Annotated in this window: 16 protein-coding genes; 9 read left to right on the top strand and 7 right to left on the bottom strand. The window is 61.2% G+C overall.

The annotated features are described in order from the left end of the window. A partial coding sequence (locus GSM73_RS26975) for a retention module-containing protein (RefSeq protein ID WP_256676732.1) occupies window positions 1-1,283 on the bottom strand: 1,283 nt, incomplete at its 3' end. Between the two features lie 452 nt (window positions 1,284-1,735). On the opposite strand from GSM73_RS26975, the gene GSM73_RS06095 reads away from it, so the two are divergent. The 3 genes from GSM73_RS06095 (at window position 1,736) to GSM73_RS06085 (ending at window position 6,813) form a co-directional block, all read left to right on the top strand. Continuing rightward, window positions 1,736-3,094, top strand: coding sequence for a TolC family outer membrane protein (locus GSM73_RS06095; RefSeq protein WP_107322109.1), 1,359 nt, complete (start codon window positions 1,736-1,738; stop codon window positions 3,092-3,094). 27 nt (window positions 3,095-3,121) lie between these two features. Continuing rightward, window positions 3,122-5,281, top strand: a complete 2,160-nt coding sequence (locus tag GSM73_RS06090; protein ID WP_160891876.1) for a type I secretion system permease/ATPase — start codon at window positions 3,122-3,124, stop codon at window positions 5,279-5,281. A 167-nt stretch (window positions 5,282-5,448) separates the two neighbouring features. Then, the gene (locus GSM73_RS06085) at window positions 5,449-6,813 is read left to right on the top strand and encodes an HlyD family type I secretion periplasmic adaptor subunit (RefSeq protein ID WP_047227896.1); all 1,365 of its coding nucleotides are present in this window, start codon (window positions 5,449-5,451) and stop codon (window positions 6,811-6,813) included. Window positions 6,814-6,965: 152 nt separating this feature from the next. Here the strand turns inward: GSM73_RS06085 and GSM73_RS06080 are convergent, their stop codons facing one another. Together GSM73_RS06080 and GSM73_RS06075 are read right to left on the bottom strand one after the other, a co-directional pair. Then, window positions 6,966-7,562: a tRNA-uridine aminocarboxypropyltransferase gene (locus GSM73_RS06080; RefSeq protein WP_047227897.1), complete on the bottom strand. Its 597-nt coding sequence runs from the start codon at window positions 7,560-7,562 to the stop codon at window positions 6,966-6,968. A 9-nt stretch (window positions 7,563-7,571) separates the two neighbouring features. Further along, a complete protein-coding gene (locus GSM73_RS06075) occupies window positions 7,572-8,465 on the bottom strand; it encodes a LysR family transcriptional regulator (RefSeq protein ID WP_047227898.1) in 894 nt (297 codons plus the stop codon). Window positions 8,466-8,790: 325 nt separating this feature from the next. On the opposite strand from GSM73_RS06075, the gene speB reads away from it, so the two are divergent. From speB to GSM73_RS06055, 4 genes are all read left to right on the top strand, one after another. Beyond that, window positions 8,791-9,741: an agmatinase gene (speB, locus tag GSM73_RS06070; protein WP_160891874.1), complete on the top strand. Its 951-nt coding sequence runs from the start codon at window positions 8,791-8,793 to the stop codon at window positions 9,739-9,741. Window positions 9,742-9,750: 9 nt separating this feature from the next. Beyond that, the gene (locus tag GSM73_RS06065; protein WP_076385888.1) at window positions 9,751-10,176 is read left to right on the top strand and encodes a nuclear transport factor 2 family protein; all 426 of its coding nucleotides are present in this window, start codon (window positions 9,751-9,753) and stop codon (window positions 10,174-10,176) included. A gap of 51 nt (window positions 10,177-10,227) precedes the next feature. Further along, entirely contained in the window at window positions 10,228-11,772 is a 1,545-nt protein-coding gene (locus GSM73_RS06060; RefSeq protein ID WP_240539602.1) for a cytosine permease, read from the top strand. Between the two features lie 157 nt (window positions 11,773-11,929). Then, window positions 11,930-13,318 carry a sodium:solute symporter gene (locus GSM73_RS06055; protein ID WP_160891872.1) on the top strand — a complete coding sequence of 463 codons (1,389 nt, stop codon included), beginning with the start codon at window positions 11,930-11,932 and terminating at the stop codon, window positions 13,316-13,318. 185 nt (window positions 13,319-13,503) lie between these two features. On the opposite strand, the gene GSM73_RS26970 is transcribed toward GSM73_RS06055, so the two are convergent. Together GSM73_RS26970 and GSM73_RS06050 are read right to left on the bottom strand one after the other, a co-directional pair. Then, window positions 13,504-13,632 (bottom strand): PA1414 family protein, encoded by a 129-nt coding sequence (locus GSM73_RS26970; RefSeq protein ID WP_256222727.1) that lies wholly within the window; start codon window positions 13,630-13,632, stop codon window positions 13,504-13,506. A 140-nt stretch (window positions 13,633-13,772) separates the two neighbouring features. Then, complete coding sequence (locus GSM73_RS06050; protein WP_160891870.1) at window positions 13,773-14,666, bottom strand: LysR family transcriptional regulator; 894 nt, start codon at window positions 14,664-14,666, stop codon at window positions 13,773-13,775. A gap of 103 nt (window positions 14,667-14,769) precedes the next feature. On the opposite strand from GSM73_RS06050, the gene GSM73_RS06045 reads away from it, so the two are divergent. Further along, complete coding sequence (locus GSM73_RS06045) at window positions 14,770-15,942, top strand: MFS transporter (protein WP_160891868.1); 1,173 nt, start codon at window positions 14,770-14,772, stop codon at window positions 15,940-15,942. On the opposite strand, the gene GSM73_RS06040 is transcribed toward GSM73_RS06045, so the two are convergent. Beyond that, complete coding sequence (locus GSM73_RS06040) at window positions 15,943-17,388, bottom strand: NCS1 family nucleobase:cation symporter-1 (protein WP_160891866.1); 1,446 nt, start codon at window positions 17,386-17,388, stop codon at window positions 15,943-15,945. Between the two features lie 430 nt (window positions 17,389-17,818). Continuing rightward, window positions 17,819-18,655 (bottom strand): S1 RNA-binding domain-containing protein, encoded by an 837-nt coding sequence (locus GSM73_RS06035; RefSeq protein ID WP_047227905.1) that lies wholly within the window; start codon window positions 18,653-18,655, stop codon window positions 17,819-17,821. 352 nt (window positions 18,656-19,007) lie between these two features. Between GSM73_RS06035 and GSM73_RS06030 the strand changes: the two genes are divergently transcribed. Further along, window positions 19,008-19,196 carry a hypothetical protein gene (locus tag GSM73_RS06030; RefSeq protein ID WP_018607615.1) on the top strand — a complete coding sequence of 63 codons (189 nt, stop codon included), beginning with the start codon at window positions 19,008-19,010 and terminating at the stop codon, window positions 19,194-19,196. Window positions 19,197-19,297 lie beyond the last annotated feature (101 nt).

Here is a 19,297-nt window from a genome sequence, read left to right as displayed (position 1 = left end):
TTGGCGGTGCTGGTATCGCCGTCGGCGTCAGTCAGGGTGTAGGTGAAGGTTTCAGTGCCACTTCCGCCGCCGTGCAACGCCACGAATTGCGGGTCGCTGGTGTTGAGGGTGTAGGTGTACGTGCCGTTGGGGTTCAGCACCAGGGTGCCGTAGGTGCCGGTGAACGTGCCGCCAATGATCGGCCCGCTGTCAGGACCGGTGGGGATGCGGTCGGCGCCTTGGTGATCGTTGGGCAAGACGTTGCCGGTGAGCGTGACAAGACTTTCCGATGCGGTGCTGGCGTGGCTGTCGTCAATCGCCTGGGGTACGTCGTCGGTGATGTTGACGTCCAGGGTCCCCGTAGCTGTATCGCCATCGCTGTCGACGGCCACGACGGGGAACTGCTCGCTGATGGTATTGGCCCCGCCCCCGGCGGGATGGCTTTCATTGTCCGTCAGGGTATAGCTGTAACTGACCACACCGGTCGCGGGGTTGTAACCGGTGATGGTCAACGTGTTGCCCAGCGCCGAGGTGATGGATTGGGGAAAACCTGCCGGTACGCCACCGGTGATCACGGCGATTCCACCGATACTCAGACTGCTCAGCCCATCGGGCGCGGAAATGGTGAAACTGCCGCTTTGCACCAGCGCACCGGGATTGCTGGCGGAACCGTCAGACAGGTTCGCCTCATTGGCGGTCAATTCACCGCCATCCACGGTCAAGCCATCAAGGGTAACCGGGTTGTCCGGGGTTTCAGGGTCTACCGGTGGCACGATTGCATCGTCGCCGCCGTCATCCGGATCACCGGCCAGACGCAGGTCTGGAAACTCGGGTATCCCGTTGAACCCGGCGGTGGGAAAACCGATCTGCGGATCGACCTCCCCGCCGACTTCTTCCAGCAACACAAAACTGTGCCCGCCACCCACGCCCCCCGGATTACCGCCCTCGGCGCCTGCAGCCGTCGCCTCGCCGGTCTGGGTCGGGTCAGCGCCGGCGGCGATGGCTTGTTGCAGTTTTTGCACATCGGTCAGTTGCGCATCACTGGGTGTGGTGGCCTCAGGCGTATCGCTAGCAGAGGCCTGGTTGGCGAGCAATTGCGGGCTCAGCGTCAGGTCACTTCCGCGGCCCAGGGTCAACTCCTTGCCGTTTTGCAACTGCACAGCCACCGCCCCTTCGGCCCCGGTGATCAGGTGCTCGCCGGCATAGAGCCGATCACCTTCAACCAGAGGTCGCCGCAGACCGCCGACGGCTTCTGCGAAAACCTGTCCTACCACCTTGCTGACGGTACCGATGAGCGCTGCCATGTGCATTCCTCCGTTGCCAACCGCAGTCGGCACCTGTCTGGGTGAAGAATTGGTGCTCGGGTTAGCAGCCAGGGAATCTGGAAAATCTGCCAGCTTTCGGGGACGTAAAAGGCGCTAGCTATTCGCCACAATGACAAAAAACCGTCACTTAAAATCGCCTTTCAGGTCGTCCTTTTCGGCACCTCTTCACATCGCTTCAAAATGATTATGGAACTTTATTGACGCCCAAAATCCGTCAGGACCCGCAGATTCAAAGGCTTTCGCTTTGAACAATGTGCCGCTTTTTTCCAAGCACATAAGTTTTTTTTGGCATAAGTCTTATGAGAAATTCTTCTTAGGTTTTGCGCAGGATGTTCTTAGCTGTGTTGTTACAAGCTTGAAACGGTTTTGATCTTAAATACGTCAATATTTTGGCGACAGCGAAGCACAACAGACCTTAGGAGATGCACCCCATGCGCGTTCTTTCCCCCCTCTGCAGCGCGGTTTTGCTGGCCATGGCCTGCTCTTCTTCAGCGCAGGCCATGTCGTTGACCGAAGCGATCCAGAGCACCATTGCTACTCACCCGGAACTGGCGCAACGGGTCGATAGCCGTCTGTCGGCCAATGAAGACGTCAAGGTCGCCAGAGGGGGGTTCTTCCCGTCGGTGGACCTTAATGCCGGCTACGGGCGCGGCTACAGTGACAACACCAACACCCGGGCGCTGGGCAATCACCACACCAATATCCTGACTTACACCCAGTCGGAGCTGCGCCTGCGGCAGATGCTGTTTGACGGGTTCAACACCGCCAATGAAGTGGAACGCACCAAAGGCGTGGTCAATTCCCGGGCCTACTACGCCCAAGGCACCGCCCAGGACCTGGCGCTGCGCACCATCGAGGTTTACCTGGAAGTGCTCAAGCGTCGCGAGCTGGTGACCCTGGCCAAGAACAACCTGCAAGCTCACCTGCGCGTCAACGACCAGATCGGCCTGCGCACCGAGCGTGGCGTGGGCAGTACGGCCGACTCCGATCAGTCCAATGCTCGCCGGGCCCTGGCGGAAAACAACTACGACACCGCCCAGGTCGATCTGGCCGACGCCGAGGCTAACTTCTACAGCGTGGTCGGACGCATGCCCGATGAGCTGGAAACACCGCCCTCGACCAAAGGCGAGATGCCCGCTGACCTGCGCCAAGCCCAGCAAAGCATGGTGGATAACAACCCGTACCTGAAATCGGCCCAGGCCGACGTACAGTCCGCCGAAAGCCAGTATGAAGTGGCCAAGTCGCCGTTCTATCCGCGGTTCGACGCCGAGGCGGCGGTGGGCGCCAATAACAACCTCGGGGGCGAAGAAGGCCACGACAACAACTGGCGGGTCGGCGTGGTGATGAACTACAACCTGTTCCGCGGCGGCAGCGACAAGGCGCGGTTGGCGTCCAATGCCCACCAGATCAACCAGGCCATGGACATCCGCAACAACGCCCTGCGCCAGCTCAACGAAGACACCCGCCTGGCCTGGAACGCGATGCTCAACGCCCGCAAGCAGACCCCCACCGCCCGGGAATATGCCGAAACCACTTCCCGTGTACGCGCCGCCTATCAGGATCAGTTCGGTCTCGGCCAGCGGACCCTGCTCGATGTGCTCGATAGCGAAAACGAGCTGTACAACGCCAACCGTCGCTACACCGAAGTGCGCTACACCGAGGAATACTCGATGTATCGGGTATTGGCGAACATGGGCCAGCTGTTGAGCAAACAGCGCGTGGTGCTGCCGGCCGACGCGGTCGCTCAAACAGAAGTCAAAAACGAAGCGCGGCTGCCCGAACTGAAGTAGCCCCCCAAAAAAATGGGAGCGATCAATGTGACCAGCATGGAACCCGCAACCCTCAGCACCGATCCGCGGCTGAATGTCGATGATCCCTTGCTTGACGGTCTGTTGATCCTCTGCAAACTCCATGGCGCGACAGTCAGCCGCGCCAGCCTTGGCGCCGGGCTTCCAATGGCGCACCAACGTCTGAGCCTGGACCTGCTGCCGCGCGCAGCGGCCCGGGCCGGTTTGCAGGCGCGCTTGCTGCGCCGAGAGCTAGCCGATATTTCGCCACTCAACCTGCCGGTGATGCTGATTCTGGCCGGTGGTCGTTGCGCCGTGTTGCGGCGCTGGAGCGAGGACGGCCAGGCGCTGATCCTGCCCAGCGAAGCCGATGGCGGCGAGCAGTGGGTCAGCCGCGACGAACTGAGCGCCGTCTACAGCGGCCAGGCTTTGTTCGCCCGGCCGCGCCATGAACTCGAAGACCTGCGCGCGCCCTTGGTTCCACGGGTCGAGGCCTGGTTTCGTGACACCTTGAAACTGTCGCGCTGGCTGTACAGCGACGCGATCCTGGCAAGTTTGCTGATCAACCTGCTGGGGCTGATGGTGCCGTTGTTCGTCATGCAGACCTACGACCGCGTGGTGCCGAACCAGGCCACATCGACGTTGTGGGTGCTGGCCGTGGGGCTGTTGATCGGCACGGGTTTCGAACTGGTTTTGCGCGTGGTGCGCGCCCATCTGCTGGACACCGCCGGCAAGAAAACCGACGTGATCCTCTCCGCGACCCTGTTCGAACGCATCACCGGCATGGCGATGAAGGCCAAACCGGTGACCATCGGCGGGTTCGCCCAAAGCATCCATGACTTCCAGGGTCTGCGCGAATTCCTGACCGCTGTCACCCTCACCAGCCTGATCGACCTGCCCTTCGCCGTGCTGATGCTGGTGGTGATCGGGTTGCTGGGTGGCTGGCTGGTGGTGATTCCGGTGGTGGCTTTTCCGCTCACCATTATTTTCGCCATGATCATCCAGGCACGCCTGCGTGACACCGTGCAAAAAAGCCTGGCCCTGGGCGCCCAGCGCCAGGCATTGCTGATTGAAACCCTCGGCGGCCTGGAAACCCTCAAGGCTTGCAGCGCCGAAAGCGAGCGCCAGCATCAATGGGAAAGCACCCACGGCGCCCTCACCCGCCTGGACAGCCACGCCCGCAGCCTCTCGGCGCTGGCCACCAACGGCACGCTGTTTTTGCAACAACTGGCCGGCATGGCGACCATCGTCGCCGGGGTCTACAGCATCATCGCCGGTAACCTCAGCGTCGGCGCGCTGGTGGCGACCTACATGCTCGGCAGCCGGGTGCTGGCGCCGCTGGGGCAGATCGCCGGGCTGATCACCCGCTACCAGCAGGCACAGCTGACCATGCGCAGCACCGATGCGCTGATGGCGCTGCCCCAAGAGCGCGATGCCAAACAACGGCCGCTGGATCGCACCCAATTGCAGGGCGCGCTGGACGTCAGCGGCGTGACCTTCCACTACAACGGCCAGAACGCCCCGGCGCTGGCGAATGTGAGTTTCAGCCTCAAGCCCGGCGAACGGGTCGGGATTATCGGTCGCAGTGGCTCGGGCAAGAGCACCCTGGCGCGCCTGGTGATGGGGTTTTATGAGCCCCAGGAAGGCCAGTTGCTGCTCGATGGGCTCGACCTTCGGCAACTGGACGTGGCGGACCTGCGCCAGCAGATCGGCTATGTCGCCCATGACCTGCCGCTGCTGGCCGGCAGCCTGCGGGACAACCTCACCCTCGGCGCCCGCTACATCAGCGATGCACGCATGCTGGAAGTGGCGGAACTGACCGGCGTCACCGAACTGGCCCGCCAGCATCCCCAGGGCTTTGACCGCCCGGTGGGCGAGCGCGGGCAGTTGCTCTCCGGTGGGCAACGCCAGGCCGTGCTACTGGCCCGAGCTCTGTTGCTCGACCCGCCGATCCTGCTGCTGGACGAACCCACCAGCGCCATGGACAACAGCAGCGAAGACGTGTTGCGGCAAAAGCTCCATACCCATGTGCAGGGCAAAACGGTGCTGCTGGTGACCCACCGCACGTCGATGCTCAGCCTGGTGGATCGGCTGGTGGTGCTGGACAGCGGCCGGATTGTGGCCGATGGGCCGAAGGAAGCGGTGATCGATGCACTGCGTAAAGGACGGGTGGGGTCTGCGGCGGTATAGAAACAACACCGCAACCTGTGGGAGCAAGGCTTGCCCGCGATACAGGCGCCTCGGTTCCAGTGAGACCGCATTAGCTTCATCGCGGGCAAGCCTTGCTCCCACAGATAACCCCCTCAAGCCACAGGTATGTGTTCGGCTTTATTTTTTCTAACTGACGGGTATCGCCCATGTCTGCTCAAACACCCGATTCAGCGGCCCGAAGCTACTTCGGCAGTTTCAGCAAAAGCGCCGAAAGCGAGTTCATGCCGGAAACCGCCGGTGCCGCGCTGCAGGACTCACCCCGTCGCTCGCGGGTCACGGTGTGGCTGGCGGCCGGACTGATCATCACCGCGTTGGTGTGGGCCAAACTGGCAGTCTTGCAGGAAGTCACCACCGGTGAAGGCAAGGCCATTCCTTCGAGCAAGATTCAGGTAATCCAGAACCTGGAGGGCGGCATCGTCACCGAGATTTTCGTGCGCGAAGGGCAGATGGTGAACAAGGGCGACACCCTGCTACGCCTGGACGACACCCGGTTTCTGTCGAACAAGGGCGAAAGCGAGGCCGACCGTTATGCTCTGACCGCCCAGGTCGAACGCTTGTCGGCCGAAGCCGAAGGCCGGCCTTTCGAACTGTCCGCTGAAGTCATCAGCAAGGCCCCGCAAGTGGCCGAGGACGAACGCTCGCTGTATGAACAACGACAGCGGCGCCTGGCCAGCGAACAGCGGACGCTGTCCGAACAACTGCGCCAGAAAACCCAGGAGCTGGCGGAGTTTCGCTCCAAGCAGGGCCAGTTCAGTTCCAGCCTGGCCTTGCTGCAAGAAGAGATGAACATGTCGGCACCACTGGTGCGCACCGGGGCGGTGTCGCCGGTGGAAATCCTGCGGCTCAAACGCAGCGCAGTGGAAATCCGTGGCTCACTCAACGCCACCACCCTGGCGATTCCTCGGGCCGAATCGGCGATCAACGAGATCAAGAGCAAGATCGACGAATCGGAACAATCCTTTCGCTCCGAAGCGGCCAAGGAACTCAATGAGAAACGCACGGAGTTGTCAAAAATCACCGCTTCGAGCATTGCCATCGACGACCGCGTGACCCGCACCACCGTGGTCTCGCCGGTACATGGGGTGATCAAGCAGCTCAAGGTCAACACCATCGGCGGCGTGGTGCAGCCGGGCAGCGACATGGCAGAAATCGTGCCGCTGGAAGACAACCTACTGATCGAAGCCAAGGTCCGCCCCCAGGACGTGGCCTTCCTGCATCCGGGCCAGAAAGCCATGGTCAAGTTCAGTGCCTATGACTACACGATCTACGGCGGGATGAGCGCCAGGCTCGAACTGATCGGCGCCGACACCATCACCGATGACAAGGGCAACAGCTTCTACCTGATCCAGGTGCGCACAGATAAAAATCACTTGGGCGGCGATGCCAAACCGTTGTTGATCATTCCTGGGATGGTGGCGACGGTGGACATCATTACCGGGGAGAAAAGTGTCCTGGATTACCTGCTCAAGCCGGTGTTGAAGGCGCGGACTGAGGCGATGCGTGAGCGGTAGGCCTTGAGCTGAGACTTTGCTTGATTGTGCTGCCGCGATCGCGAGCAAGCTCGCTCCCACATTGGATCTGTGGTGTTAGCAGATTTTTTGCATGCACTGGAGATCAACTGTGGGAGCGAGCCTGCTCGCGATGAGGCCAGCACAGTCACCACTCATTTCTCGGCATGATTACGCCGAAAAACCTCCTCCCCCATCGCCGCAATCTGCCCCTCGATCAACGCTTCGAACGGCCTCAGCAACGGCTCAAAACAGGTCGGTGCCTCAAGGGTTTGCAGCGCCTGGACAACCGCCTCCACCGTCGACAATGCCCCTGGCCCTGGCGCCTTGCGCAAGCGGTATCGAGACACACCGCCCGCGGCCAGCGTCACCCTCGGCAGCGCCGCTAACAGAGGGTTGAGGTGCAGCAACTTGCGCGCCTTGCGCCAGGTGCCGTCCGGGACGACCAGTAGTAGCGGATCCTCAGACGGAGCATAAGCATGCATGGGCTGCGCCTCTTCGCCGGGAAACAAAAGCCGCGCCTGATAACCCGGTTGATTGAGCAACCCAGGCAAATCCTCGAACACCTCGCCCACGATCAACTCGGCATTATTGAGCCCCAACGCCGCCAGCCGCGCGGTGTTCAGGGCATGGTTCACCTCGCTGGGATGCTGCAACAACAGCACCCGGGTGCGACTGTCGAGGCTGGGGATCAGCGGGCACAGGCAATGACTTTGCGGCCTGTGGCAGCGCGGACAATGAATTCTGGACATGACGGCACCTCAGGCCTGGTTGAGCTGCGCCTTGAGCAGATCGCGAAAAGTCTGGATCAGCGGCTCACGGCTGCGGCCACGGCGTACGATCATCGAAAACGGTGCCTGATAACCAAAAGTGGCCGGCAGCAACACGCGCAAATCGCCCTTGTCCACCCAGGCCTGAGCGTAGTGTTCGGGCAGATAGCCGACGTAGGCGCCGGACAATACCAGGATCAACTGCGCCTCCATGCTCTCCACCGTCGCCGCGCTGTGCTTGAAGCCGTGGCGGGCCAGTTCGGCCTGGCTCCAGTAACCGCGCCCGACCATGCGCTGCTGGGTGATGAGTTGCTCGGGGATACGCCGCTCGTTGAACAGCGGGTGACGGTTGCTGCAATACAACCAGTGCTGCTCACGGTACAGCGGCATGTAGACCAGGCCGCTCATGCGCGTGGAAAACGCGCCGATGGCCAGGTCCAGGCGGTTGTCCTGCACGCCCAGTTGCAGTTCGTACGGACTCATGACCGACAGGTGCAGGTGGACTGCCGGATGCTCCTGGCTATAGGCGCCGATGGCTTCGGCGAACGGCAGGGCTTTGTCGCTGACGGTGGAATCGATCACCCCCAGGTTCAGCGTGCCGCGCAACTCGCCTTTCAGCGCGGCGGCGTATTGCTCGAACCCTTCAAGCTCGCCCAACAGACGCAGGGTCTCCTGGTGGAACAACTCGCCCTTGCTGGTCAGGCTGAACCCGCCCCGCCCACGATGACACAACACCAGGCCCAGGGCCGATTCGAGCTGGCTCATGTAGGTGCTGATGGCCGACGTGGAAAGGTTGAGCTCGTGCTGGGCATTGGCGAACCCCTGGTGCCGCACGACGCTGACGAAAATGCGCAACAGTTTCAGGTCGGGTAGAGCGTTGGCCATGGGGTCTCTCCATACAGGCGGGTCACTGCACACTTTGTGGCAAGGGGGTTTATCTGTGGGAGCAAGGCTTGCCCGCGATGAAGTCAACGCGGTTTCCCCCTTGGAACCGAGGCGCCTATGTCGCGAGCAAGCTTTGCTCCCACAGCTTTGCTTGCACAGCTTGCAAGCATGGTGTTGCCCCCAGAGATCAATCGCGAGTCTATCGCCCCATCCCGAATTAGTTTAGAAAAATCTGAACTAAGTATTTGCCCCCAGCGATTCTTCCACTCCCAGGCTTTTCGCAGAATCGGCCCCTGATAAATAAAACAACGATGAGGCCCTACCCGTGGACAAGATTCTTCACCAACCACTGGGCGGCAACGAAATGCCGCGCTTCGGCGGCATCGCCACCATGATGCGACTCCCCCATTTACAAACCGCTGCCGGCCTGGACGCTGCTTTCGTCGGCGTGCCGCTGGACATCGGCACCTCCCTGCGCGCCGGCACCCGTTTCGGGCCCCGCGAGATCCGCGCTGAATCGGTAATGATCCGTCCCTACAACATGGCCACCGGTGCCGCGCCATTCGACTCGTTGTCGGTGGCCGATATCGGTGATGTGCCGATCAACACCTTCAACCTGCTGGACGCCGTGCGGATCATCGAAGAGTCGTACCACAAGATTCTGGAACACAACGTCATTCCCCTGACCCTGGGCGGCGATCACACCATCACCCTGCCGATCCTGCGGGCGATCCACAAGAAACACGGCAAGGTCGGCCTGGTGCACATCGACGCCCATGCCGATGTGAACGATCACATGTTCGGCGAGAAAATCGCCCACGGCACCACCTTCCGCCGCGCGGTGGAAGAAGGCCTGCTCGATTGCGACCGCGTGGTGCAGATCGGCCTGCGGGCCCAGGGCTACACCGCCGATGATTTCAACTGGAGCCGCAACCAGGGTTTCCGCGTAGTCCAGGCCGAAGAGTGCTGGCACAAATCCCTCGCCCCACTGATGGCAGAAGTCCGCGAGAAGGTCGGCGGCGGCCCGGTGTACCTGAGCTTCGACATCGACGGCATCGACCCGGCCTGGGCCCCTGGCACCGGCACCCCGGAAATCGGTGGCCTGACCACCATCCAGGCCATCGAAATCGTGCGTGGCTGCCAGAGCCTGGACCTGGTCGGTTGCGATCTGGTAGAAGTCTCGCCGCCTTACGACACCACCGGCAACACCTCGCTGCTGGGCGCCAACCTGCTGTACGAGATGCTCTGCGTACTGCCCGGTGTGGTCCATCGCTGAGGCGCGGTCATGAACGATCAGGCTCAAGTGCTCAAGGCCGCCGCTGAACTGGTGTCGGCCTTCGCCCGCAATGACCGTGACGCCTACTTCGGCGCCTTCACACCCGACGCGAGTTTCGTGTTCTACACCCTTGAACAGCCTCTGCTGTCTCGCGATGCCTACCAGGCGTTGTGGGACCGCTGGCGGTCCGAGGATGGCTTCGAGGTGCTGTCGTGTACCTCGAGCAACGCCTTCGTCAGCCTGCAAGGGGACGTGGCGATTTTCATCCATGACGTGGCCACCGAGTTGCGCATGCAAGGGGAGCGACACTTTAGCCAGGAGCGCGAAACCATTCTGTTCCGCAAGCAGGAAGGACGCACACAAGAACAACAGGGCCTATGGCTGGCCTGCCATGAACATTTGTCCGCTATGCCGGAAGGGCTGCCACCCCCTTAGCCAAACAGACGACGCTCGCACACGATGGGCGCGCCTTTATGATCGGAGCAGATCATGCATAACAATAACGACAAAAGCCTTACGCAAATCGAAACCAACGGGGTCGAGCAGATCCCGGACCATGAACGAACCGCTGGCCCGACGGATCTGTTTCGACTGATCTTCGGCGGCGCCAACACCTTCGCCACCGCCGTGCTCGGCAGTTTCCCGGTGCTGTTCGGCCTCTCGTTCCAAGCCGGGGTCTGGGCGATTGTGCTGGGGGTGGTGCTCGGTTCGATCATCCTCGCGCCCATGGGCCTGTTCGGCCCGCTCAACGGCACCAACAACGCGGTGTCCTCCGGGGCGCATTTCGGCGTACACGGGCGGATCGTCGGCTCGTTCCTGTCGCTGCTGACGGCCATCGCGTTCTTCTCCCTGTCGGTGTGGAGTTCGGGAGATGCGTTGATCGGTGGCGCCAAGCGCTTGATCGGCGTACCGGAAACCGACTTGAGCCTGGGCCTGGCCTACGGCCTGTTCGCCTTGCTGGTATTGACGGTGTGCATCTACGGCTTTCGTTTCATGTTGTGGGTCAACCGCATCGCCGTGTGGGCCGCCAGCCTGCTGTTTCTGCTGGGCATCGCCGCCTTCGCGCCGGCCTTCGACAGCCAGTTCGCCGGCACCGTCGGCCTAGGCCAGCCGGGCTTCTGGGCGGCGTTCATCGGCGCGGCACTGGTCGCCATGAGTAACCCGATTTCCTTCGGCGCGTTCCTGGGTGACTGGTCGCGTTACATCCCGCGCAACACGCCCAAGCGACGCATCATGCTGGCGGTGATCGCCGCTCAACTGGCGACGCTGATCCCGTTCCTGTTCGGCCTTGCCACAGCCACCATCGTGGCGATCAAGGCACCGGACTACATCGCAGCCAATAACTATGTGGGCGGCCTGCTGGCGGTTTCGCCGGGCTGGTTCTTCCTGCCGGTGTGCCTGATCGCGGTGATCGGCGGCATGTCCACCGGCACCACGTCGCTGTATGGCACCGGGCTGGACATGTCCAGCGTGTTCCCACGAGTTCTGTCGCGGGTCAAGGCAACACTGCTGATCGGCGTGCTGTCGATTGCCTTCATCTTCATCGGGCGCTTCGCCGCGAACCTGGTGCAGAGCGTATCGACCTTCGCCGTGCTGATCATCACCTGCACCACGCCATGGATGGTGATCATGATCATCGGCCTGCTGGTGCGCCGCGGCTTCTACTGCCCGGATGATCTGCAAGTGTTCACCCGTGGCGAAACCGGCGGGCGCTACTGGTTCAGCCACGGTTGGAACTGGCGCGGCCTGGGGGCCTGGATTCCCAGCGCGCTGGTGGGGCTGTGCTTCGTCAACCTGCCTGGGCAGTTCGTCGGACCGCTGGGCGAACTGGCCGGTGGCATCGACATCGGCCTGCCGGTGACCCTGGGCCTGGCCTCGGTGATTTACCTGGTGCTGCTTGGGTTGTTTCCCGAGCCGGCGGCGGTGTATGGGCCGGATGATCCGCGTAGCAAGGGTTCGGTCTCACCGAGCGCCGAACCTGTGGCGAGGGGATTTATCCCCGCTGGAGCGCGCAGCGCTCCCAAACCCTGACATATCAGTGCGCCTGACAGATTGAGTTGACTGCCATGGGGCGGCTGCGCAGCCCAACGGGGATAAATCCCCTCGCCACAACGGCAACGCTCGACTCCATCTGTCCATGGCGCCATCTCGACCTAACTATAAAAAAGACAATCGGAGACACGCCATCATGGCTTTGGATTTAATCGTCGTTCTCATCTATGCCACCGGCATGATTGCCCTGGGTTGGTACGGCATGCGCCGCGCCAAGACTCGTGACGACTACCTGGTCGCCGGGCGCAACCTCGGCCCGGGCTTTTACCTGGGTACCATGGCCGCCACCGTTCTGGGCGGCGCCTCCACCATCGGCACCGTGCGGCTGGGCTACGTCCATGGGATTTCCGGTTTCTGGCTGTGCGGCGCCATCGGCCTGGGCATCGTCGGCCTGAGCCTGTTCCTCGCCAAACCGTTGCTCAAACTCAAGATCTACACCGTGACCCAAGTGCTGGAGCGCCGCTACAACCCCGCCGCGCGCCACGCCAGTGCACTGATCATGCTGGTTTATGCGTTGATGATCGGCGCCACCTCGACCATCGCCATCGGCACGGTGATGCAGGTGTTGTTCGGCCTGCCGTTCTGGGTGTCGATCCTGGTGGGCGGCGGTGTCGTCGTGCTGTATTCCACCATCGGCGGCATGTGGTCGCTGACTCTCACCGACATCGTGCAATTCTTGATCATGACCGTCGGCCTGGTGTTCCTGCTGATGCCGATGTCCATCAGCGATGCGGGCGGCTGGGACGCGATGGTGGCGGCCTTGCCGGCCAGCTACTTCGATTTCACCGCGATTGGCTGGGACACCATCCTCACCTACTTCCTGATCTACTTCTTCGGCATCTTCATTGGCCAGGACATCTGGCAGCGGGTGTTCACCGCCCGTAGCGAAGGCGTGGCGAAAATGGCCGGTACCGCCGCAGGCCTGTACTGCGTGCTGTATGGCCTGGCCGGGGCCTTGATCGGCATGGCGGCCAAGGTATTGCTGCCGGACCTGGAAAACGTCAATAACGCCTTTGCCAGCGTCGTCCAGACCAGCCTGCCCAACGGCATTCGCGGGTTGGTGATCGCCGCCGCCCTGGCGGCCTTGATGTCCACCGCCGCGGCCGGCCTGCTGGCAGCCTCCACCACTGTGGTCCAGGACCTGCTGCCGCGTCTGCGCCAGGGTCGTGAAAGCGGCAATGGCGACGTTCATGAAAACCGCATCGCGACCCTGCTGCTGGGCGTGGTGGTGTTGGGCATCGCCCTGGTGGTGAGCGATGTGATCAGTGCCCTGACCCTGGCCTACAACCTGTTGGTGGGCGGCATGCTGATTCCGCTGATCGGCGCCATCTACTGGAAACGCGCAACCACGGCCGGTGCGATCACCAGCATGTCGCTGGGCTTTTTGACCGCGCTGTTCTTCATGATCAAGGACGGCCTGGACGCCAATACGCCGATCTACTACAGCCTGAGCGTGGCGCTGGTGAGTTTCGTGGTGGTGAGTCTGTTGTCACCACGGTCGAAAATGATGGCCAAGGCGGTCTGAAAGCAGTTTTTCTTCGAGGGTGTGGCGTCGGTGGCCACACCCTTTTTTTTTGCCCTTGTATCGCTCAGTTCCAGACGATGAAAACCCTGTGGAGATTTTCCTTCAAAAACAAAAAAGATCGCAGTCTCAGGCTGTTTCAACTGAAACAGCCTGAGACTGCGATCTCTCCGATATTCGCGGTGTCTTTACCGACGGCGCGGCTGGCGGCGGCGCTGCTCGTCATCGGTGCGGATAGGGATCGGTTGCATGGGCGGCTCGATCAGGCCGAGCGCGACACCCAAGTCATGAAGCCAGTTCTGGATTTTCTCTTTCATCGTGGTGCCCCCTTCAGGGTGGTACGAGCGGCAAAATTCTGTGGCCCCTTCGCACTGATAATAGTCCGAAGTCCTACGCAATGCTCGTCACACATTGCAATGATCTGTTACTGAATCCATCAAAATCCAACGCTAGGCGCTCAAGCTGATCGTTCCACCATCAGCGGCGCCCGCGGCCAGGCCTGTTGCTGCAGTTCAATCCAGGCGGTGAGATTGGCCCCCACCATCCCTTTGCGCCACATCAGCCAAGTCGTGGCATTGGCAAACGGCTCGGCCAACGGATGCATCCTCACACGCTCGCGGCCCGGCAGGCTGGCGAGCATCGACTCGGACATCAGCGCCACCCCGGAGCCGGCAATCACACAGGCCAGCATCCCCTGATAAGACTCAATCTCCATCGCCCGGCCCATGGCCGCATGGTCATGGGCAAACCAGGCTTCCAGACGCATGCGGTAGGAACAGCCCTGGCGAAAGGTGAATACCGAGCGGCCCTGCACATCCAGCGCACTGCGCACTGGCGGGTGATCGGCCTCGGTGATCAGCACCAGCCGCTCGTCGCACAACGGCACCCCGTCCAACCCCGCCAGCTCCAGCGGGCCGTCCACCAGCGCCGCGTCAAGGCGCCCGGTGAGCAAGCCTTCGAGCAGTTCACCGCTGGGCGCCGACTGCACCTGCAAGTTCACCGCCGGGTACGTGCGGTGATAACCGGCCAGCAGGTCCGGCAAATGAATCGCCGCCGTGCTGTACATCGTACCCAACACAAAATCCCCGGCCGGTTGCCCGCCCTGCACGGCAGCATGGGCTTCGTCGTGCAGAGCAAAAAGCTTGATCGCATAGTCCAGCAGGACTTTTCCCGCTGGCGATAGCTGCAAACGCTGACGCTCGCGCAGGAAAAGATCTACGCCCAGTTGCTCCTCAAGCTGCTTGAGCCGGGTCGAGAGGTTCGACGGCACCCGATGCAGCCGCTCGGCAGCGCGGGTAATGGAGCCTTCCTCGGCCACGGCCTGGAAAATCCGCAATTGGCTGAACTCCACGACATTCTCCAAAAATGAACAAGTTACTCACTATTATTCATTTTTAATGAAAGTCAATCAGTCCTAGCCTGACGGTCATTCGCCTCAACGCTGGAGACCCGCCATGTCACCTCTGATTCGCCTGCTCGGCAGTTTCATCGCCCTGATGATGGCCATGGGCATTGGCCGCTTCGCCTTAACGCCGCAGTTACCTCATTTAATCGGCGAAGGTCAGATCGACTTGACCGCCGCCGGTCTGATTGCCGCGGCCAACTACCTGGGTTATTTCCTCGGCGCGCTGGACGCCATGTTCGCCCGCCGTCCGGAACAGGTGCGGCGGCGTTTGATCGGGGGCTTGTGGCTGTGCGTGCTGCTGACCCTGGCTTCGTTCTGGGCCTGGGGCTTCTGGCCACACTTGGTACTGCGCTTTGGTACCGGAGTGGCAAGCGCCTGGGTGTTGGTGATGATCACCGCCCTGAGCCAACCGCTGGCCGCTGCCGCGGGACGGCCACGGCTCGGCGCGCTGGTGTTTGCCGGCCCTGGGTTGGGGATTTTTCTGACCGGTTTGCTCGCCTTGGGCTCGAACCTGCTCGGCCAGACATCCGCGACCCTGTGGCTGGTGTATGCCGGCGTGGCATTGGCGATGCTGCTGGTGATTCTGCCCATTCTGCCGCAACCCGCCGCAGCCGCGACCGCTACGGCGCCCGTCAGCGCCTCGCCGAACCGTGGCATCGCTCGACTTGGCGTGGTGTATGCCCTGTACGGCTTGGGCTACATCATTCCCGCCACCTTCCTGTCGCAGATGGCCTCGGCGCAGTTCCACGGGCAATGGCAAGCAGACCTGTTCTGGCCCTGCTTCGGTCTGGCCGCCGCCACTGGCGTGTTGCTGGTCAGCTTGCGTCGTCCCAACCCGAACACCACCGGTCGCTGGCTGATCGGTACACTCTGGCTGCAAGCCGCCGGAGTATTCGCCTGCCTGCTGGGCAGCGGGCCGGGGCTGGCGCTGGGCGTAATCCTGTGTGGAGCACCATTCCTGGCCTGCATGCAACTGGTAATGCTGCGTTCCCGGGAACTGGCACCCCACGCCACCCAGCGCAACGCGGGCCTGTTGACCGCCTGCTTTGCCTTGGGCCAGCTCAGCGGGCCATTGCTGGCGGCGTCGAGCAGCCACTTCAGCGGTGGCTTGCAACCGGCGCTGATCATTGCCGGCAGTGGCCTGCTGCTGGCCGGCGGGCTATTACTGCGGCCCGCCAGCCGGGGTACGGTGAGCCCTTGCGCCCAGACCGCCCTGCGTTAATCAGGCCTGGCCGAGCGATGGGCTCAGGTGCACGGTCGAGTCACGCCGTGCCAAGGCGAAATACAACACCCCGCCCAGGAAGCAACCGGTGAACCAGGCGAAATTGGCCATCGGTTGCAACATCGGCGTGAAGGTAATCGCCACGCCCATCAACGTCGCCGGCACCAGCGCCTTGACCGCCGTCCAGTTGATGCCGCCGCTGTAGTAATAGCGCCCGCTGGGCCCGTCATTGAACAGCGCATCGACGTCGATCTGCTGCTTTTTGATCAGGTAGTAATCCACCAGCAAGATTCCGAACAACGGACCGATGAACGCTGCCAGCACGTCCAGGGTGTAGTGGATCACTTCGGGATTGTTGAACAGGTTCCACGGTGTGATGAATATCGATGCAACCGCGGCAATCATGCCGCCGGCACGCCAGCTGATCTTGCTGGGGGCGACGTTGGCGAAGTCGAACGCCGGGGATACAAAATTGGCGACAATATTGATGCCGATGGTGGCAGTCACAAAGGCAAAGGCGCCCAGCAACACCGCCACGTCGTTGTCGATACGCGCCACGGTGGCGATCGGGTCATGGAGCATTTCGCCGAACACCGGCAACGTCCCGGAAACAATCACCACGGTCACCAGGGAGAACGCCAGGAAATTCACCGGCAGCCCCCAGAAATTGCCACGGCGCACGTCAGACATGCTCCGGCAGTAGCGACTGAAATCACCAAAATTGAGGGTCGGCCCGGAGAAGTACGACACCACCAACGCCGTCGCAACGATCACCTGACCGAACGCTTGCCAGCCGGACAAGGACTTCTCCGCCAGGGTGAAATTGATGTTGCTCCAGCCGGCTTTCCATACGATCCAACCCGCCAACAGGAACATCACGGCGTACACCACCGGCCCGGCCCAGTCGATAAAGCGACGGATCGACTCCATACCGGCCCAGAACACCAGCGCCTGGACGAACCACAAGCTGAGGAAACCGAACCAGCCCAAGTAGGACAAACCGGCAAATTGCGGCGTGGCATAGACTTCCATGGAAGGAAAAAACCGCAGCACCACAATGATCAGCGCGCTGGAAGCCAGGTACGTCTGAATGCCGTACCACGCCACCGCGATCAAGCCGCGGATCACCGCAGGAATATTCGCCCCGAATACCCCAAACGCCAGGCGACAGATCACCGGATACGGCACCGCCGCTTGCTGGCTCGGCTTGGCAACCAGGTTGGCGATCAACTGCACGATGCAGATGCCGCAGAGCAACGCAATCAACACCTGCCAACTCGCCAGCCCCAGCGCGAACAGGCTGGCAGCGAACACATAACCGCCGACGCTGTGCACATCACTCATCCAAAACGCGAAAATGTTGTACCAGTTCCATTTCTGCGGCAGCGGACCCAGGTCTTCGTTATAGAGACGAGGGCTGTAGCCGTTGGGCAGTTGCTCGGACATTGCGAGGCTCCTTTTGAGGACCGCCGTGCCCCCGTATCAACCTGCTCACCATACTGCGCACGGGAGCCGGCATGGTTTGTATACGGGTTGCTACGCAGAATGCGTGCCAGAGGTGGGGAATATGAGACAAACTGCGGTGTGTGGCGGGGACTAAAGCCGGGCAGGAGCAGGCACGCGCCCACGAACAGGGCGCGGGTGCATGCTAAAGGTGCAGGGTTTTGTATACAGAGGAGAGCCGAACACCGCTCCTGTGGCCAGGAGATTTTGAGGAACGGCGCATCGCTGTGGGAGCAAAGCTTGCTCGCGAAACAGGCGCCTCGGTATCAGAAAGACCGCATCGTCTCCATCGCGGGCAAGCCTTGCTCCCACAGCGGCCTCCCCTGGCCACATGAATCCTTACTTGCCACAGATGCCGTGGCTCGACTGAAGATCAGCTCAACTCAATCCGATCAGCATGAATGACAATTTGCCCATTCTTGTAGAGCGCACCAATGGCTTTCTTGAAGTTGCCCTTGCTGACACCAAACAGGCTGCTGATCAGCACCGGGTCGCTCTTGTCGCTGACCGGCAGCGTGCCGTTGTTTTCGCGCAACTTGGCGAGGATCTTGGCATTGAGGCTGGTCGCCGCTTCCTGACCCACCGGTTGCAAACTCAAGCTGATCTTGCCGTCCGGGCGGATTTCCTTGATGAAACCTTTTTCCTGCTTGCCGGCGCGCATGAACTTGAAGATTTCGTTCTTGTGAATCAGGCCCCAGTGCTTGTTATTGATGATCGCCTTGAAGCCCATGTCGGTGGCTTCGGCGACCAGCAAATCGACTTCCTGACCCGGCGTGTAGTTGGCCGGGGTCTTGTCCAGATAACGGTCCAGGCGCGCCGTGGCGGTGATGCGGCGGGTGTGCTTGTCGAGGTAGACGTGCACCACGCAATATTCGCCGGCGGTCATCTGGCGCTTTTCTTCGGAATACGGCAGCAGCAAGTCCTTGGGCAGGCCCCAGTCCAGGAATACACCGATGCTGTTGACTTCAACCACTTTCAGGCTGGCAAACTCACCGACCTGTACCTTGGGTTTTTCCGTGGTAGCGATCAGTTTGTCGTCGCTGTCCAGATAAATAAAAACATTGAGCCAGTCTTCATCTTCGCTGGGAATATCCTTGGGGATATAACGATTGGGCAGCAGAATTTCGCCGTCCGCACCGCCGTCCAGATATAAACCGAAGTGAGTGTGTTTAACCACTTGCAAACTGTTGTAGCGCCCGACTAAAGCCATTTCCAATACCCTCATTGCGTGGGCGGCATTCTACCCGGTTTTGCGGCGTGATTCGTGGCCTCTGGCGCGGGCGGCCGGAAGGGCCTTGTGCAGCCGTTGATTTCCCTGGGTTTTCCTCGCGTATGCGGCCATTCGTCAGGCGGACAACGGCCCTCCAGGCCGTTTCGGCCAGCCGTTTTTAAGTTATACAGTCCAGAGGGTTGCTATTTAAAACAGTGGCTTAGGGCAATAATGACGGCATAAACCACGCCTTATTCCAGCGCCCGGCGTGATAATTGAGGGAGTATATTTGCCAAGCAATTGTCAAGTATTTCCTGTACGATGCCTGGCCCAATTAATTATTTACAGGTTAATGGCCGTCATGCGCGTAAAAGCATCCAACAGCAAAGCAAAGCCCGCTCCAGCCGTGGAAACCAGCGAGTCTATCAACGACCAGATCGCTGCATTCCTCAAGTCCGGCGGTGAAATCCAGCAAATTGCCAAGGGCGTCAGCGGCCAGACATTCGGCCCGTCCAAGCAGATCAGCCTGGGCAAAAAGTAACCCGCGCGTCACCTGGTCCCAAAGCGCTTTGAGCTTCGAAGCGCTTGGACTGGAACCTCCCCGCTTACCCTCATCCTGCAAAAATCGACGAACGGCCTTCG

This window comes from Pseudomonas sp. PICF6, from assembly GCF_009831705.1.
In the GTDB taxonomy this organism is placed as follows: Bacteria; Pseudomonadota; Gammaproteobacteria; order Pseudomonadales; family Pseudomonadaceae; genus Aquipseudomonas; species Aquipseudomonas rhizophila.
This window is presented reverse-complemented; position numbering and strand designations above follow the sequence as displayed.

Bases quoted from the DNA above. Each gene is read 5' to 3' on its own strand.
- GSM73_RS06040 (WP_160891866.1), bottom strand. From the start codon at position 17,388: ATGTCCGAGCAACTGCCCAACGGCTACAGCCCTCGTCTCTATAACGAA.
- GSM73_RS06065 (WP_076385888.1), top strand. From the start codon at position 9,751: ATGAACGATCAGGCTCAAGTGCTCAAGGCCGCCGCTGAACTGGTGTCG.
- GSM73_RS06085 (WP_047227896.1), top strand. From the start codon at position 5,449: ATGTCTGCTCAAACACCCGATTCAGCGGCCCGAAGCTACTTCGGCAGT.
- GSM73_RS06075 (WP_047227898.1), bottom strand. From the start codon at position 8,465: ATGGCCAACGCTCTACCCGACCTGAAACTGTTGCGCATTTTCGTCAGC.
- GSM73_RS06035 (WP_047227905.1), bottom strand. From the start codon at position 18,655: ATGGCTTTAGTCGGGCGCTACAACAGTTTGCAAGTGGTTAAACACACT.
- GSM73_RS06055 (WP_160891872.1), top strand. From the start codon at position 11,930: ATGGCTTTGGATTTAATCGTCGTTCTCATCTATGCCACCGGCATGATT.
- GSM73_RS06095 (WP_107322109.1), top strand. From the start codon at position 1,736: ATGCGCGTTCTTTCCCCCCTCTGCAGCGCGGTTTTGCTGGCCATGGCC.
- GSM73_RS06045 (WP_160891868.1), top strand. From the start codon at position 14,770: ATGTCACCTCTGATTCGCCTGCTCGGCAGTTTCATCGCCCTGATGATG.
- GSM73_RS06080 (WP_047227897.1), bottom strand. From the start codon at position 7,562: ATGTCCAGAATTCATTGTCCGCGCTGCCACAGGCCGCAAAGTCATTGC.
- GSM73_RS06030 (WP_018607615.1), top strand. From the start codon at position 19,008: ATGGCCGTCATGCGCGTAAAAGCATCCAACAGCAAAGCAAAGCCCGCT.
- GSM73_RS26970 (WP_256222727.1), bottom strand. From the start codon at position 13,632: ATGAAAGAGAAAATCCAGAACTGGCTTCATGACTTGGGTGTCGCGCTC.